Annotated in this window: 14 protein-coding genes; 9 read left to right on the top strand and 5 right to left on the bottom strand. The window is 73.5% G+C overall.

The window, feature by feature from the left end; genetic code table 11:
* The first annotated feature begins 132 nt into the window (after window positions 1-132).
* Window positions 133-1,428, top strand: a complete 1,296-nt coding sequence (locus ACZ6SD_RS32115; RefSeq protein ID WP_465320783.1) for a sodium:proton exchanger — start codon at window positions 133-135, stop codon at window positions 1,426-1,428.
* A gap of 84 nt (window positions 1,429-1,512) precedes the next feature.
* Here the strand turns inward: ACZ6SD_RS32115 and ACZ6SD_RS32110 are convergent, their stop codons facing one another.
* Window positions 1,513-1,923 carry an STAS domain-containing protein gene (locus ACZ6SD_RS32110; protein WP_465320782.1) on the bottom strand — a complete coding sequence of 137 codons (411 nt, stop codon included), beginning with the start codon at window positions 1,921-1,923 and terminating at the stop codon, window positions 1,513-1,515.
* A gap of 222 nt (window positions 1,924-2,145) precedes the next feature.
* On the opposite strand from ACZ6SD_RS32110, the gene ACZ6SD_RS32105 reads away from it, so the two are divergent.
* On the top strand, window positions 2,146-2,673 hold the full coding sequence (locus tag ACZ6SD_RS32105) for a hypothetical protein (RefSeq protein ID WP_465320781.1): 528 nt from the start codon (window positions 2,146-2,148) through the stop codon (window positions 2,671-2,673).
* Between the two features lie 78 nt (window positions 2,674-2,751).
* Window positions 2,752-4,113, top strand: coding sequence for a DUF2867 domain-containing protein (locus ACZ6SD_RS32100; protein ID WP_465320780.1), 1,362 nt, complete (start codon window positions 2,752-2,754; stop codon window positions 4,111-4,113).
* A 29-nt stretch (window positions 4,114-4,142) separates the two neighbouring features.
* Here the strand turns inward: ACZ6SD_RS32100 and ACZ6SD_RS32095 are convergent, their stop codons facing one another.
* Window positions 4,143-5,036, bottom strand: coding sequence for an SDR family oxidoreductase (locus tag ACZ6SD_RS32095; protein ID WP_465320779.1), 894 nt, complete (start codon window positions 5,034-5,036; stop codon window positions 4,143-4,145).
* A 133-nt stretch (window positions 5,037-5,169) separates the two neighbouring features.
* Here ACZ6SD_RS32095 and malQ point away from each other — a divergent pair, with 133 nt between their 5' ends.
* Window positions 5,170-7,068, top strand: coding sequence for a 4-alpha-glucanotransferase (gene malQ / locus ACZ6SD_RS32090; protein WP_465320778.1), 1,899 nt, complete (start codon window positions 5,170-5,172; stop codon window positions 7,066-7,068).
* Window positions 7,069-7,339: 271 nt separating this feature from the next.
* On the opposite strand, the gene ACZ6SD_RS32085 is transcribed toward malQ, so the two are convergent.
* A complete protein-coding gene (locus ACZ6SD_RS32085; RefSeq protein WP_465320777.1) occupies window positions 7,340-7,954 on the bottom strand; it encodes a DUF7711 family protein in 615 nt (204 codons plus the stop codon).
* A 76-nt stretch (window positions 7,955-8,030) separates the two neighbouring features.
* On the opposite strand from ACZ6SD_RS32085, the gene ACZ6SD_RS32080 reads away from it, so the two are divergent.
* Genes ACZ6SD_RS32080 through ACZ6SD_RS32070 form a run of 3 tightly spaced genes read left to right on the top strand, consistent with a single transcriptional unit; the run spans window position 8,031 to window position 10,089 of the window.
* Window positions 8,031-8,621, top strand: coding sequence for a TetR/AcrR family transcriptional regulator (locus ACZ6SD_RS32080; RefSeq protein ID WP_465320776.1), 591 nt, complete (start codon window positions 8,031-8,033; stop codon window positions 8,619-8,621).
* A gap of 59 nt (window positions 8,622-8,680) precedes the next feature.
* Complete coding sequence (locus ACZ6SD_RS32075; protein ID WP_465320775.1) at window positions 8,681-9,874, top strand: cytochrome P450; 1,194 nt, start codon at window positions 8,681-8,683, stop codon at window positions 9,872-9,874.
* Complete coding sequence (locus tag ACZ6SD_RS32070) at window positions 9,871-10,089, top strand: ferredoxin (protein ID WP_465320774.1); 219 nt, start codon at window positions 9,871-9,873, stop codon at window positions 10,087-10,089. Before ACZ6SD_RS32075 ends, ACZ6SD_RS32070 begins: the two co-directional genes overlap by 4 nt.
* A gap of 48 nt (window positions 10,090-10,137) precedes the next feature.
* Here the strand turns inward: ACZ6SD_RS32070 and hisG are convergent, their stop codons facing one another.
* Complete coding sequence (gene hisG / locus ACZ6SD_RS32065) at window positions 10,138-11,001, bottom strand: ATP phosphoribosyltransferase (RefSeq protein WP_465320773.1); 864 nt, start codon at window positions 10,999-11,001, stop codon at window positions 10,138-10,140.
* Between the two features lie 179 nt (window positions 11,002-11,180).
* Between hisG and ACZ6SD_RS32060 the strand changes: the two genes are divergently transcribed.
* On the top strand, window positions 11,181-11,738 hold the full coding sequence (locus ACZ6SD_RS32060) for an ArsR/SmtB family transcription factor (protein ID WP_465320772.1): 558 nt from the start codon (window positions 11,181-11,183) through the stop codon (window positions 11,736-11,738).
* Window positions 11,731-12,606, top strand: coding sequence for an SRPBCC domain-containing protein (locus ACZ6SD_RS32055; RefSeq protein WP_465320771.1), 876 nt, complete (start codon window positions 11,731-11,733; stop codon window positions 12,604-12,606). Before ACZ6SD_RS32060 ends, ACZ6SD_RS32055 begins: the two co-directional genes overlap by 8 nt.
* Before the next feature lie 165 nt (window positions 12,607-12,771).
* On the opposite strand, the gene ACZ6SD_RS32050 is transcribed toward ACZ6SD_RS32055, so the two are convergent.
* A complete protein-coding gene (locus ACZ6SD_RS32050) occupies window positions 12,772-13,020 on the bottom strand; it encodes a hypothetical protein (protein ID WP_465320770.1) in 249 nt (82 codons plus the stop codon).
* Window positions 13,021-13,272 lie beyond the last annotated feature (252 nt).

The following is a 13,272-nucleotide window of genomic DNA, read 5'->3' as shown; positions in this document are numbered from 1 at the left end:
GGGGCGCCTTGACCTCCCCCCCCCCCCCCTCCCCCCACCCACCCCCCCCCCCCCCCCCCCCCCCCCCCCCCCCCCCCCCCCCCCCCCCCCCCCCCCCCCCCCCCCCCCCCCCCCCCCCCGGTTCCGTTCTGGCTGGCCGTCGCGGCCACCGTCCCCGGGATCTACCTCGGCGCCACCGGAACCCACCCGCCGTCGCCGCTGGCCGCGGCGCTGTTCGGCCTCGCGGTCATCGGCGCCGCCTTCGTGCTGTCCTGGGTGGCCGAGGCCATTCAGATCGACATCTCCGCCGGACTGGCCATCTCGCTGCTCGCGCTGATCGCGGTCCTGCCCGAGTACGCGGTCGACTTCGTCTTCGCCATCGAGGGCGGCCAGGCCTACGCCGAGCACGGGCCCGCCTGCGTGCCGCCCGACGCCGCGGCGGGGACGCAGTCCGCCTGCGGGCTCGCGCTGGCCAACATGACCGGAGCCAACCGGATCCTGGTCGGCGTCGGCTGGGCTCTGGTCGTGCTCTTGGCCGCGTGGCGCGCGCACCGCGACCGCGTCGCGCGCGGCTCCACCCGGCGGATGCGCTCGCCGTCGAAAACCGAGGTGCGGCTGCACCGCACCGACGCCGTGCCGCTGGCGTTCCTGACTGTGGCCACCCTGTACTCGCTCACCCTGCCGCTGCGGCAGAGCATCACCTTCGTGGACACGGCCGTGCTGGTGGGCGTGTTCGTCCTCTACAGCGTGCGGATCGCCAAGGCCCCGGCGGGCGAGCCGGACCTGGCCGGGACCGCGGCCTGGATCGGCAACCAGTCCCGCATGCGGCGCAGGCTGTCCTGCGCCGCGCTGTTCGCCTTCGCGGCCGCGGTGATCCTGCTGGTCGCCGAGAAATTCGCGCACGCCCTCGTCGACACCGGCACCGAGCTGGGCATCAGCCAGTTCTTCCTGGTGCAGTGGGTGGCTCCGCTGGCGTCGGAGGCGCCGGAACTGCTGGTGGCCTGCCTCTACGCGTGGCGGCTCAAGACCACCGACGCGCTGGCGACCCTCGTCTCGTCCAAGGTGAACCAGTGGACGCTGCTGGTGGGCACGCTGCCGGTCGTGTTCGCCATCGCCGCGACCGCGCCCGCCGGTCTGCCGATCGACACCGCGCAGCGCTCGGAGCTGCTGCTCACCGCCGCGCAGTCGCTGTTCGCGGTGACCCTGCTGCTGGGCCTGTCCATCACCGTGCGGGGCGCGCTGGTGCTGCTGAGCCTGTTCGTGGCCCAGTTCGCGCTCGCCGCGCTGCTGCCCGCGGCGGCCAAGGGGATCGAACTGCTGATCCTGTCCGGGATCTACCTCGCCCTCGCCGTGGTCATCGCCCTGCGCAACCGCGCCGACGTGCTCGTCCTACTGCGCGACGGCTTCCGCACCCCGTACCGCGACCTGGCCGAGTCCGCCAAGTCCTAGCTCGCTGGCCCATCTCGACCGAGCCACCGCACGACCGGTCCGCCGCGCCACCCCGAAATCCCACAAACGCACCCGCCAGCACACCTAAGCCTGGTAGGGCCGCAGCGCGTCGGCGCGGTCGGCGTGCAGGTGGAAAGCCTCGCGCAGGCCGGTGACCTCCAGCGGGCGCAGCACCGGGCGGCCGGTGGCGACCACGCGCAGGTCGACCGCGCTGGCCTCGGCGCTGTCGCGCAGGTCGAGCAGAACGCCGATGCCCGCGGCGGCCAGGAAGTCCACTTCGGACAGGTCGAGCACCAGGGCCAGCAGGTCTGGGGTGCGCAGCGCGGCGCGCAGGGTGTGGCCCGCCTCGGGAGCCGTGCGCAGGTCGATCTCGCCGCGCAGGGTGGCCACGGTCGCCCAGCGGCTCACCCGCTCCACCACCACGCTCGTCCGCTGGGTGGGCGGCGCGGGTGTCTCGGGGAGCGAGGCGGCGGGCAGTCGGGTGGGAGCAGCCATGGCGGCCTCGGTTCCGAATAGGTGGCGCGGGATTCAAGAGGGGTCTTCCGCAGCATAGGTCATATTTGCCCCAAGGCAACAATGTGGGCGAGGCGTCGCCGGAAGTTCGCACAGTCGCAACATGGCCTTGGTGCCGCCGCGTTTGACCAGCCGTGAGAGTGGTAGTTCTGCCACGGCTGGTTCTCCCAGTGGGCGACCTCACTCGACGCGAGGAGGGATGACGTGCTCCGAAGGTGGTATCGGCTCGCCTGGACCGCGACCGCGGGCGCCGTCGCGTTCGCGGGTGTCAGCGCGGGAGTGGCGCTGCTGCGCTCGTGGACGCTGTTCTTCCTCGCCATGACCTCGGTCTGCCTCGGCTTGGCCGCGTCCGCGGCCCTCGCCGACGACAGCCGGGCCGCCCCGGGTCGCACGCGGACCATCGCCGCGTTCGCCGTCGGCCTGATCGCCACCGCCGGCCTGGTGACCGTGCTGGAGTGGGTCGCCTTCGCGCTGCTGGCCACCCTCGCCGTCGCCGCGGTCCCGCTGCTCGGCCCGGGCGGGCTCAGCACCGCGGACCTGTGCGCCCGCTGGAACGCGGGCCTCGACGCCCTGCGCGCCGCCGCGACCCCCGCCGAGGCCGCCGCGATCCTGCGCGACCGCCAGCGCTGCCTGGACGAACTCGAACGCCGCGACCCCGACGGCTTCCGCCGCTGGCTCGCCACCCCGGGCGCCGACCCGGCCACCGTGCTGCGGCCGCGTCAGGGCGCGTGAGCGCGGCGCGCGGGAACGTCCGCGCGCTGCGATAGTGGGCCTGCCGGACGCATTCCAGCGACCCACGGGGAGAACCACGTGCCAACCTGTCTGGTCCTCGGCGCGGGCGGCTACATCGGAACCCAACTGGTGACGGCGCTGCTCGCCGACGGGCACCAGGTCCGGGCCATGGGCCGGTCGCTGGCCGCGGTCCCCGAGGGAGCGCGCGCCATCCGCGCCGACGTCCGCGACGCCGCCGCCCTCGCCGCCGCTGTGTCCGATGTGGACATCGTCTACCACCTTGTGCATTCGTTGTCGGACAAGGACTTCATGCGAGTCGATGAGCGCATCGCGCGCGCGGTCGCGGCCGCGTCCGCCGCGGCGGGCGTCCGGCAGATCGTCTACCTCGGCGGCCCCCGGCCCCGCGACGCCGACCTGTCCGACCACCTCGCCTCCCGCGCCGAGGTCGGCGACGTCTTCCTCGACGCGCCCACCCCGGCATGGGTGCTGCGCGCGTCGATGATCATTGGGCGCGGCTCGGCGTCCTTCGAGCTGCTGGGCTGGGCGGCGCGCGCGCCGGTGGTGCCTCGGCCGTCCTGGATGGCCAACCGCAGCAGGCCGGTCGCGGTCGGCGACGTCCTGCACCACCTGCGTGCCGCCGCGAACCGCGACGACCGCGTCAACGGGGCCGTCGACGTGGCGGGCCCGGACACCATGACCTACCTGGACCTGCTCCAGCGCTACGCCCGGGTCGCGGGCCTGCCCTGGCGGCTGCCGCTGCCGGTGGCCACGCTGCCCGGCGGCCCGGCGCTGGTCGCCGCGGTGGGTCCACTGCCCGCGCCGCTGGCCCGCGCCCTGCTGGAGTCGATGCGCCACGACCTGGTGCCCGACCCGGCCACCGTGCTGCCCCCGCCCCCCGGCGGCGCCACCAGCGTCGACCGGGCGCTGCGCGCCGCGGTCGACGGCGACACCGCGCCAGCCCGGCCGCCGGAGCGGGCCCCCGGCCTGGTCCGCGACCGGCGCGTCCTGCGGGTCCGGACCACCGCGGCCATCCTGTGGCGGGTCATCGCCGACATCGGCGGCGACCGCGGCTGGCACACCATCCCCGGCGCCTGGACGCTGCGCGGCGCGCTGGACCACTTGGTGGGCGGGATCGGCCTGCACCGGGGCAGACCGGCGCACCTGAGTCCGGGCGACGTCGTGGACTCCTGGACGGTGGTCGAGCGCGGCGACGCCGAGCACGTGCTGCTGCTGCGCGCCGACCTGCGCCTGCCCGGCCGGGCCTGGCTGGCGCTGCGCGCGGTCGACAACGGCCGCCCCGGCGAGTGCGACTACGAGCAGACCGTCACCTTCGTCCCGGACGGCCTGCCGGGCAGGCTCTACTGGCTCGCCCAGAAACCCGCCCACGACATCGTCTTCGGCCTGATGGCCCGCAACATCGCCCGCACCGCCGAGACCTGAGGCCGCCGAGACCTGAGGCAGGCGTCCGCTCAGGTGATCGGGGAGCCGCCGGTGACCGCGATGATCTCCCCGGTGACGTAGCTCGACTCCTGGGAAGCGAGGAAGACGTACGCGGGAGCCAGTTCGGCGGGCTGCGCGGCCCGGCCAAGCGGGGCCTGCGCGCCGAAGGACTTGACCTTGTCCGGCGGCATGGTGGCCGGGATCAGCGGCGTCCACACCGGGCCGGGGGCCACCGAGTTGACCCGGATGCCGCGCTCGGCCAGGTCGAGGGCCAAGCCCTTGGTGAAGTTGACGATCGCGGCCTTGGACGTGGCGTAGTCCAGCAGGTGCGGCGAGGGCTGGAACCCCTGGATCGAGGACGTCGTGATGATCGACGCGCCAGCCGACAGGTGCGGCAGCGCCGCCTTGCACAGCCAGAACAGGGCGTAGACGTTGGTCTTGAGCACCCGGTCGAACTGCTCGTTGTCGATCTCGGCGAGGCCGCCGTCGCGGGACATCTGGTAGGCCGCGTTGCTGACCAGCACGTCGATCCGGCCGAACGCGGCGACGGCCTGGTCCACCACGCGGGCGCACTCCGCCTCGTCGGTCAGGTCGGCGACCACGATCTCGGCCCGCCTGCCCGCGTCGGTGACCAGAGCGGCGGTGTCGCGGGCGTCCTGCTCCTCCTCCGGCAGGCAGGTGATCAGCACGTCGGCGCCCTCGCGGGCGAAGGCCAGCGCGACCGCGCGGCCGATCCCGGAGTCGCCGCCGGTGATCACCGTGGCGGCGTCGGTGAGCCTGCCGCTGCCCCGGTAGGTGTTCTCGCCGTGGTCGGGTTCGGTATCCATCTGCCCGGTCGGGCCGGGGTGCTCGATGGTCTCGCCGTCCTGGACCGGCCCCGGGTACTGCGTGCGCGGGTCCTGGCGGGTGCTCTGGTCGGGCATGTGTCACTCCCGTGCTCGTCTGGCGCTCGCACCGGGGATGCCCACCGGGACCGGGACGAAACGGCCGTTCCCACAGCCGGGCCGCGCTCGGGTTGAATGGGGCTGGATCTTCCTTCCGGCGAAAGGCTCCCTTGTGGACGATCGACTGGCCGAATTGGCCGCCGCGCACGGCGTGGCCGTCGCCTACGAGAACGGCGACCGCGACCGCGTCGAGGTCGACCCGGCGGTCGTCGTGGCCGTGCTGGGCCAGCTCGGCGTTCCGGCCGACAGCCCGGACGCGGTGCGGGAGTCGCTGCGGCGGGTTCCCAGCGCCGCGAGCGTGCCGTCCGTCGTCCGGCAGGGCGAACGGGCGCCGGTCGGCGTCGGCGAGGTCGTGCTGGAAGGCGGCGGTGTCGTCGCGGTCGACGGCGCGTTGCCCGACCTGCCGCTGGGCTGGCACCGGCTGCGGGTCGACGGCCGTGAGAGCACGCTGGCGGTCACCCCGGCCACGCTGCCGCCCGTCCCGCGCACCTGGGGGTGGATGACCCAGCTCTACGCGCTGCGCACGCCCGGGTCGTGGGGCATCGGCGACTACGCGGACCTGCGCGAGTTCGCCGCCGCCGCGGCCCGCGACGACGCGGGCGCCGTCCTGGTCAGCCCGGTCGCCGCCGTGGCCACGACTCACCCGGTGCAGAAGTCGCCCTACTCGCCCTCCAGCAGGCGCTTCCTCAACCCGCTGCACCTGGCCGTCACCGAGACCGACGCGTTCCGCGCCGCCGACGAGGACACCCGGCGCCAGGTGCTGGCGCTGCGCCCGGACGCTGGCGACCGCATCGACCACGACGCCGTGTGGCGCGCCAAGACCGCCGCGGTCGACCTGCTCCGGCCCCGGCTGCCCGACCTCGCCGGACTCGACCCGGCGCTGCTCGACTTCGCCACCTTCACCGCCCTGGCCGAGCGGCACGGCGCGGACTGGCGGACCTGGCCCGAGACGCTGCGGCACCCGGGCGCGCCTGCGGTCGCCCAGGCCCGCGCGGACCTCGCCGAGCGGGTCGCGCTGCACGCCTGGTACCAGCTCCAGTGCGCCGACCAGCTCGCCGCCGTGCGCCAGGCCGCCGCGGGCATGGCCGTCGGCGTCATCCACGACCTGCCGGTCGGCGTCGACCCCGGCGGCGCGGACGCCTGGTCGCTGCGCGACGTGCTGGCCTCCTCGGTGACCGTCGGCGCGCCCCCGGACGCGTTCAGCCCGCGCGGCCAGGACTGGGCGCTGCCCCCGTTCCGCCCCGACCGGCTGGCCGAGCACGGGTACCTGCCGTTCCGCGACATGATCCGCGCCGTCCTCGCGCACGGCGACGGCATCCGCGTCGACCACGTGGCCGGGCTGTGGCGGCTCTGGTGGATCCCGCCGGGCGAGACACCGGACCGGGGGACCTACGTGCGCTACGACGCCGAGGCGATGCTCGGCGTGCTGGCGCTGGAGGCGCACCGCGCCGGGGCGGCGGTGATCGGCGAGGACCTGGGCACCGTGCCCAAGCAGGTCACCGACGCGTTGCAGGAGCGCGGCGTCCTGAGCTGCGCGGTCGCCTGGTTCCAGCGCGACGACGACGGCCGCCCGCTGCCGCCCGCCCAGTGGCCCGCCCAGGCCGCGGCGAGCGTGTCGACCCATGATCTGCCGACCGCGCCCGGGTTTCTGGCGGGCGAGCACGTCCGCGCCCGCGCCGAACTCGGCCTGCTGGCCGACCCGGACGCCGAATACCGCACAGCGGCCGACGAGCGGGCCGCGATCGTGGGCCTGCTCGTGGACGAGGGCCTGGTGGCCGCGGACGCCTCGGAGCCGGAGATCGTCGCCGCCCTGCACGCGCTGCTCGCCCGGACGCCGTGCGCCCTGGTCTTCGCCGCCCCGCAGGACCTGATCGGCGAGCTTCGCCAGCCGAACCTGCCCGGCACGGTGGACGAGTACCCGAACTGGCGCCTGCCCCTGCCGCTGACCGTGGCCGAGCTGATGGCGCATCCGGCCGTGCGCGAGGCGGTGGCCGTGTTCCAAGCCCGCTGACTCGCGTGCTGGGCGCACCGCCGGTCAGCCCGAGAGGTCTTGCCCCTGCGCCGATCCGCCCGCTGGACTGGGCGTGCCCTGTCCAGCCCGGATCTACTACTCCGCGGTTTCGGTCTCCTGCTCCTTGTCGGGCACGGGGGCGACCCCGTGCTCCTCGCTCAATGCCGTGTAGATGGGGTTCGGGTCGGTCTCGATCACGGTGCCCTGCTTTCCGCGTCCGGTCGGGGGACCAGCCGGAGTTACCACCCAATGCCGGTTTTCAACCGTCGGGTCACCGGAAAGTGTTGCCCGCCGTCTCGTTCGCGGCGTCCAGCAGATCCAGGTAACCCGCGCCCACCTGCCACAACGAGTCCGCCACCGGCTCCAGTTTGCCGGGTTTCCACCGCCGCTCCTCGTACTCCGCGCTGCGTTCGCGCAGGGCGCGCAGGCTGATCGCGAGTTCGTCGGCGACCCGGTCGCGCAGGTCCTCCGGCGTGGGCGCGGCCGGACGCGCCGACTCCCCGCCGCCGTCGGCGATCGCGGTGAGCACTTCGGTCCGCACGCCGTCGGCCGCGGACCAGATCAGCACCGGCCGGTGCAGTTCGTGGTTCCACACCGGCGCGTGCGCCGAGCGCCAGAACGGCCGGACCGGGCTCTGCGCCAGCCGCGCCGCGTTGGCCCAGTGCCGCGCGCCCGAGGGTTCGGTGCGCCACGGCACCGCTTCGGCGGGCAGGTCGACCGTCAGGGCGACGGTGATCAGCTCGATGTCGGCGATCGGGCCGAGGATTTCCCCGGCCGCCCACAACTCGCCCACCCGCAGGGGGAAGATCGATACCGGCCGCGTGGCCATGTCGGCACAGGTGCTGGCGAGGGTTTCCAGGTGATGCACTGCGCGGGTCCACTTCACCCGGCCATCCTGCCCGGCCTGCCCGCGCGCGGGGCCGGGGGTGACGCCTTGATCGGAAGCGACGGAACGGGGACCGATGTCCGAGAACGGAACCACACGCAAGCGCGACGCCGCGGCGACCAAGGAGGCGCTGCTGGCCGCGGCAACCGAGCTGTTCACCACCCGAGGGTTCGACCGCACGTCGGTGCGCGACATCGCGGCGCTGGCCGAGGTCAACCAGGCGCTGGTGTTCCGGTACTTCGGCTCCAAGGAGGCGCTGCTCGGCGCCGTGCTGACCGCGCCGGGCCGCGCGCTGCTCGCCGAGACCCCGCCGGAGCGGCTGCTGGCCACGCTGGTGCGCGAGACGCTGGCGCAGGAGCCCGGCGGCGCGAGCGGGAACCTGCTGCTGCTCGCGCTCAGCGGCCCGCAGGACGGCGGCGCGGCCGAGGTGCTCGACCGCGAGGTCGCCGAGCCGCTGCGGGCGGCGCTGACGGCGCGGACCACGCGCTCGGACGCCGAACTGCGGGCCGAACTCGTGTGCGCGTGGCTGCTCGGCCTCGCCCTGAGCAGGCAGCTGCGCACGGACAGCGCGCTGGCCAAGGCCGACCCGGACGCGGCGAGCGCGCTTGTCCTGGACGCGGTGGCGACTCTGATGGGCGCGGCGTCACCGCCCGCACGCGGTCATTGACGCTCCGCTGTGCTGCCCGTAGCTTGTAAGCAAGTGCTTACAACGCTGAGGGGACCCCGATGACCGCCGCGGACGAACGACTACGCCAGTACCCGTTCAACCTGAGTGAAGGGCTCGACATCGATCCCGCCTACGCCGAGGCGCGCGCGGCGCGGGGGATGCTGCGCGTCCAACTGCCCTTCGGCGAGCCAGCCTGGCTGGCCACCCGCTACGAGGACGTGCGGTTCGTGCTGGGCGACCGGCGGTTCAGCCGGGCGATGGCGGCCGAACGCGACGAGCCGCGCAACCAGCCCTACCGCAGGCCGGGCGGCATCCTGGCGATGGACCCGCCCGACCACACCCGCCTGCGGGTCCTGGTGGCGGGCGCCTTCACCGCGCGCCGGGTCGAGAAGCTGCGGCCCTGGGTGCGCGAGATCGCGAACCGGCTCATCGACGACATGATCTCCGCCGGGCCGCCCGCCGACCTGGTCGAGGCGTTCGCTCTGCCGCTGCCGGTGCAGGTCATCTGCGAACTGCTGGGCGTGCCCGCCGAGGACCGGTCCCGGTTCCGGGTGTGGAGCGACGCGCTGCTGTCGATGTCCTCGCTGACAGCGGAGGAGTTCGTCCGGATGGACGGCGAACTACGGGCTTACATGGCCGATCTCGTCGCGGCGCGGCGCGCGGAACCGGCCGATGACCTGATGAGCGCCCTGATCGCGGCCCGGGCCGAGGACGGCGACCGGCTGTCCGAGGCGGAGCTGATCGACCTGTGCGTCGCCGTGCTGGTGGCCGGGCACGAGACCACCGCGACGCAGATCCCGAACTTCGCGCACGTGCTGCTGGCCAGGCCGCCGCTGTACCAGGGCCTGCACGACGACCCGGACCGCGTCCCGGCCGCGGTCGAGGAGCTGATGCGGTTCGTCCCGCTCGGCGCCGGGGCCGGATTCGCCCGCTACGCCACCGAGGACGTCGAGGTCGGCGGCGTGCTGGTGCGCGCGGGGGAGCCGGTAATGGCGGCCATCGGCTCGGCGAACCGCGACGAGAGCCGCTTCCCCGACGCCGCTGAGGTGCGGTTCGACCGCCCGGACACCGCCCACCTAGGCTTCGGCCACGGGGTGCACCACTGTCTCGGCGCGCCCTTGGCCCGGCTTGAGCTGCAAGAGGCGCTGTTGGCGCTCACCAGCCGCCTGCCCGGCCTGCGCGAGGCGGGGGAGCCGGTGTGGAAGACGCAGATGATCGTCCGCGGTCCCCGGACCATGCCGGTGGCGTGGTGAGCTGGACAGTCCGGGTCGACGCCGCAGCCTGCCTGGGCTCGGGAGTCTGCGCCGGTTCCCGCCCGGACGTCTTCCGGCTCGCCGGGCGGCACTCGGAGCCCGTGCGCGCCGACATCGCGCCTGACGACGGCGTCGTGGACCTGGCCGACACCTGTCCGGCGTCGGCGATCACCGTCACCGACGAGACGGGCGCGGAAATCGGCCCGCGCCCATGACCGACAGCGCGGGTCCCACCTTCGCCAGGGAGATGGGACCCGCGTCGGTCAGAGGCGGCTGGACTCCAGCGGGGTCACCAGGATCGCGCGGGCGCCGACCTCCCACAGCTCGTCCATCACGAACGGGGCGCGCTCGCGCGGAACCAGCGACCGGACGGCCACCCAGCCCTCGCGGGCCAGCGGTGAGACGGTCGGCGACTCGATGCCGGGGGTGAGCGCGCACGCCGCCTGCTGCACCTCGACCGGGCAGTCGTAGTCGATCATCACGTACTGCCGGGCGATCAGCACGCCCTTGAGCCGCCTGCGCAGCCGCTCGATCGCGGCCAGCGACTCCTCGGTCAGCTCGGCGGCGGGCCTGCGGATCAGCACCGCCTCGGACCGCAGGATCGGCTCGCCGAACACCGCGAGGCCGGAGTTGCGCAGGCTGGTGCCGGTCTCGACCACATCGGCCACCGCGTCGGCGATGCCGAGCTGCACCGAGGTCTCGACCGCGCCCTCCAGCCGGACGAGCTTGACCTGCACCCCGTGCTCGGCCAGGTGCTTCTCGACCAGGCCGGGGTAGCTGGTGGCGACCCGGCGGCCGTCGAGGTCGCGCAGGTCGGCGATGGCGCCCGGGCGCGCGGCGAAGCGGAACGTCGACTCGGAGTAGCCCAGGGCGAGGATCTCCTCGGCGCCGGTGTCGGCGTCGAGAAGCAGGTCGCGGCCGGTCAGGCCCGCGTCGAGGGTGCCGGAGCCGACGTAGAGGGCGATGTCGCGCGGGCGCAGGAAGAAGAACTGCACGTCGTTGCGCGCGTCATCGATCATCAGCTCGCGGTTGCCGCGATGGACCCGGTACCCGGCAGCGGTGAGGAGCTGTTCGGAGGGGACGCTGAGCGACCCCTTGTTGGGCACGGCGATCCGTAGCGTGGTCACACGCACGAATATTGCCACAGGCGGCCGTCCGCCCCGTGACCCGGGCCTGAACACCCGATGGCGTATCCGCGCTGGTCGGGGCCGTGCCGTCGGCCGCGTCACCCCTGCTGATCGCGTCCACTGTGGTCGCCGCGCACCTATTGACAAAGAGGATTTTTACGTACAAACTCATTTTTGCGATGAGAGACGTCCTGTACCTGGAGCACATCGAGCAGGCCGAGGCCCTGCTCAAGCCGCAGCGCGTGGAGGTGCTGCGGCAACTGGCTGAGCCCCGGTCGTGCACGGAGGTCGCGAGCAGGCTCGACCAGACCCCGCAGCGGGTCTACTACCACGTCAAGAAGCTGGTCGAGGCCGGTGTGGTCACCCTGGTGTCCGAGCGCAAGGTGCGTGGGATCAACGAGGGCGTCTACCAGGCCACGGCCCGGTCGTACTGGCTCTCGCCCCGGCTCGTCGGGAGCGTCGGGGCGCGCCTGCGCGACGACAAGCGCGGGCTGGGCTACCTGTTGGACCTCGTGGAGGAGGTCCAACAGGACATCGCGGGCCTGGACCGCACGGCGCCGGACCTGCCGTCGCTGGGGGTGTCCGGCGCGATTCGGGTGCCGCCCGAACGCAGGCCGGAGTTCCTCGAAGACCTCAAGAGCACGTTGCAAGACCTGTTCAGCCGCTACGGGGGCGCGGAGGGCGACGCCTTCGCCCTGGTGGTGGCCTGTTATCCGAAGGAGAAGACAGATGAGTGAGCCGTTGACCATGAGCGCCCGCCTGGACGCGCCCGTCTCCCGAGTGCGCGCGGCGCTGACCGAGGCGGGGGAGCTGCGGGCCTGGCTGTCCGAGCACGCCGAGGTCGACCTGCCGGACCGGTTCGCCTTCTGGGGCCCGTCGATCCCCGAGGGCGCCGAGCCGCGCCAGCGGCCGCTGACCATGACCGACACCGAGGTCGTCTTCGCCTGGCGGGTCGGCGGTGAAGAGACCACGGTCGAGTTCACCCTCGCCGAGGAGTCGGCGGACACGACGGTGCTGACCGTCACGCAGAGCCACTTCCCGGGCTGGGGCGTGGCCGCGTCGGGCGGTGGCGGCGTGCTCGCGGTGCTCGGCACGTTCTGGGCGGCGGCGATCGCCAACCTGGTCGAGCACATCGAAGGCAGGCCGCTGACCCCCAGGGGCGACCTGACCTCCGCCGACCTCAAGGCCGAAGTCGTCATCGCCGCGTCGGCGGAGAAGATCTACGACGCCCTCATGGACCCCGCCAAGTTCGCCGAGTGGTTCGGCTACCCGATCGACCTCGAACCGTATGTCGGCGGCCGCTGGGCCATGGGCGGCTTCGAGAACAACCCGTCCCCGGCGAAGATCGTCGAGCTGGAGCCGAACCGCGCCTTGACCCTGGACTTCGGCCCGGGTTACGGCGTCAACAGCTGGGAGCTCGCCGAGTCCGACGGCAAGACCCGGCTGACGATCATGGCCAGCGGCTTCGACAAGGACAACCCGCCGTACGCGGGCTGGCTGGGCTGGCTCAGCGGCATCGCCGAACTGCGCCGCTACGTCGAGATGCCCGACTGGCGGATGACCTGGCTCAACCCCACCGAAGAGGAACCCCAGCCCGCCCAGTGACCCTGGTTGTCGAGTTCGGTTGTTCCTACTTGGTATCTAGATAGCGGGTTAGCGCGGCGCTGGCTTGGCCGGGGGCACGCGGGTGGAAGAGGTGGGCCGGTCCTAGAAAGCGGGTGGCTGGCCTTGCGGGAAGGGCGTCCGCCTTCCGGGGCGCGCGGATAGGCGTCACATGGTGATCAGTTCGTCGGTGCGGTCGCGGTGGGCTTCGGCCTCTCTGGCCTGCTTTCGGGACCGCAGCCACGAGCGGGCGCAGAACACCGCGAGCACCTCCAGCACCGCCACCACGAAGGCGAGCACGCCCACGGCGACACCGCCGAAGCGCGCCATCACGCACCCGGCCACCATCGCGCACACCATCACCGCCACCGCGACCGGCCATCGGCGCCGGGGCAGCGGCCACATCCACCGCAGCATCGCGCCAGAACCTACCCGACCTCAAACGTGGCCCACGTCACCCGATCAGCGTGCCTCATTCGAGGCTGGAAAGCTTCCCTCGACAACCGATCTCGGGGGAAAGGGGCGCCCCCGGGGGGGCCTTTGGGCGGAGCCTCTAACCACGAAACACGGCCCTTTTGGGGGGGGGGGGGGGAAAGGGCCGGAGCCTTCGTTGGGGGCGGGGGGGGGTGCCCGTCTTGTGCCCCCCCCCCTCGCACCCCCTCCTTGCTA

The sequence above is a fragment of the Actinokineospora sp. NPDC051303 genome (genome assembly GCF_055586285.1).
This window is presented reverse-complemented; position numbering and strand designations above follow the sequence as displayed.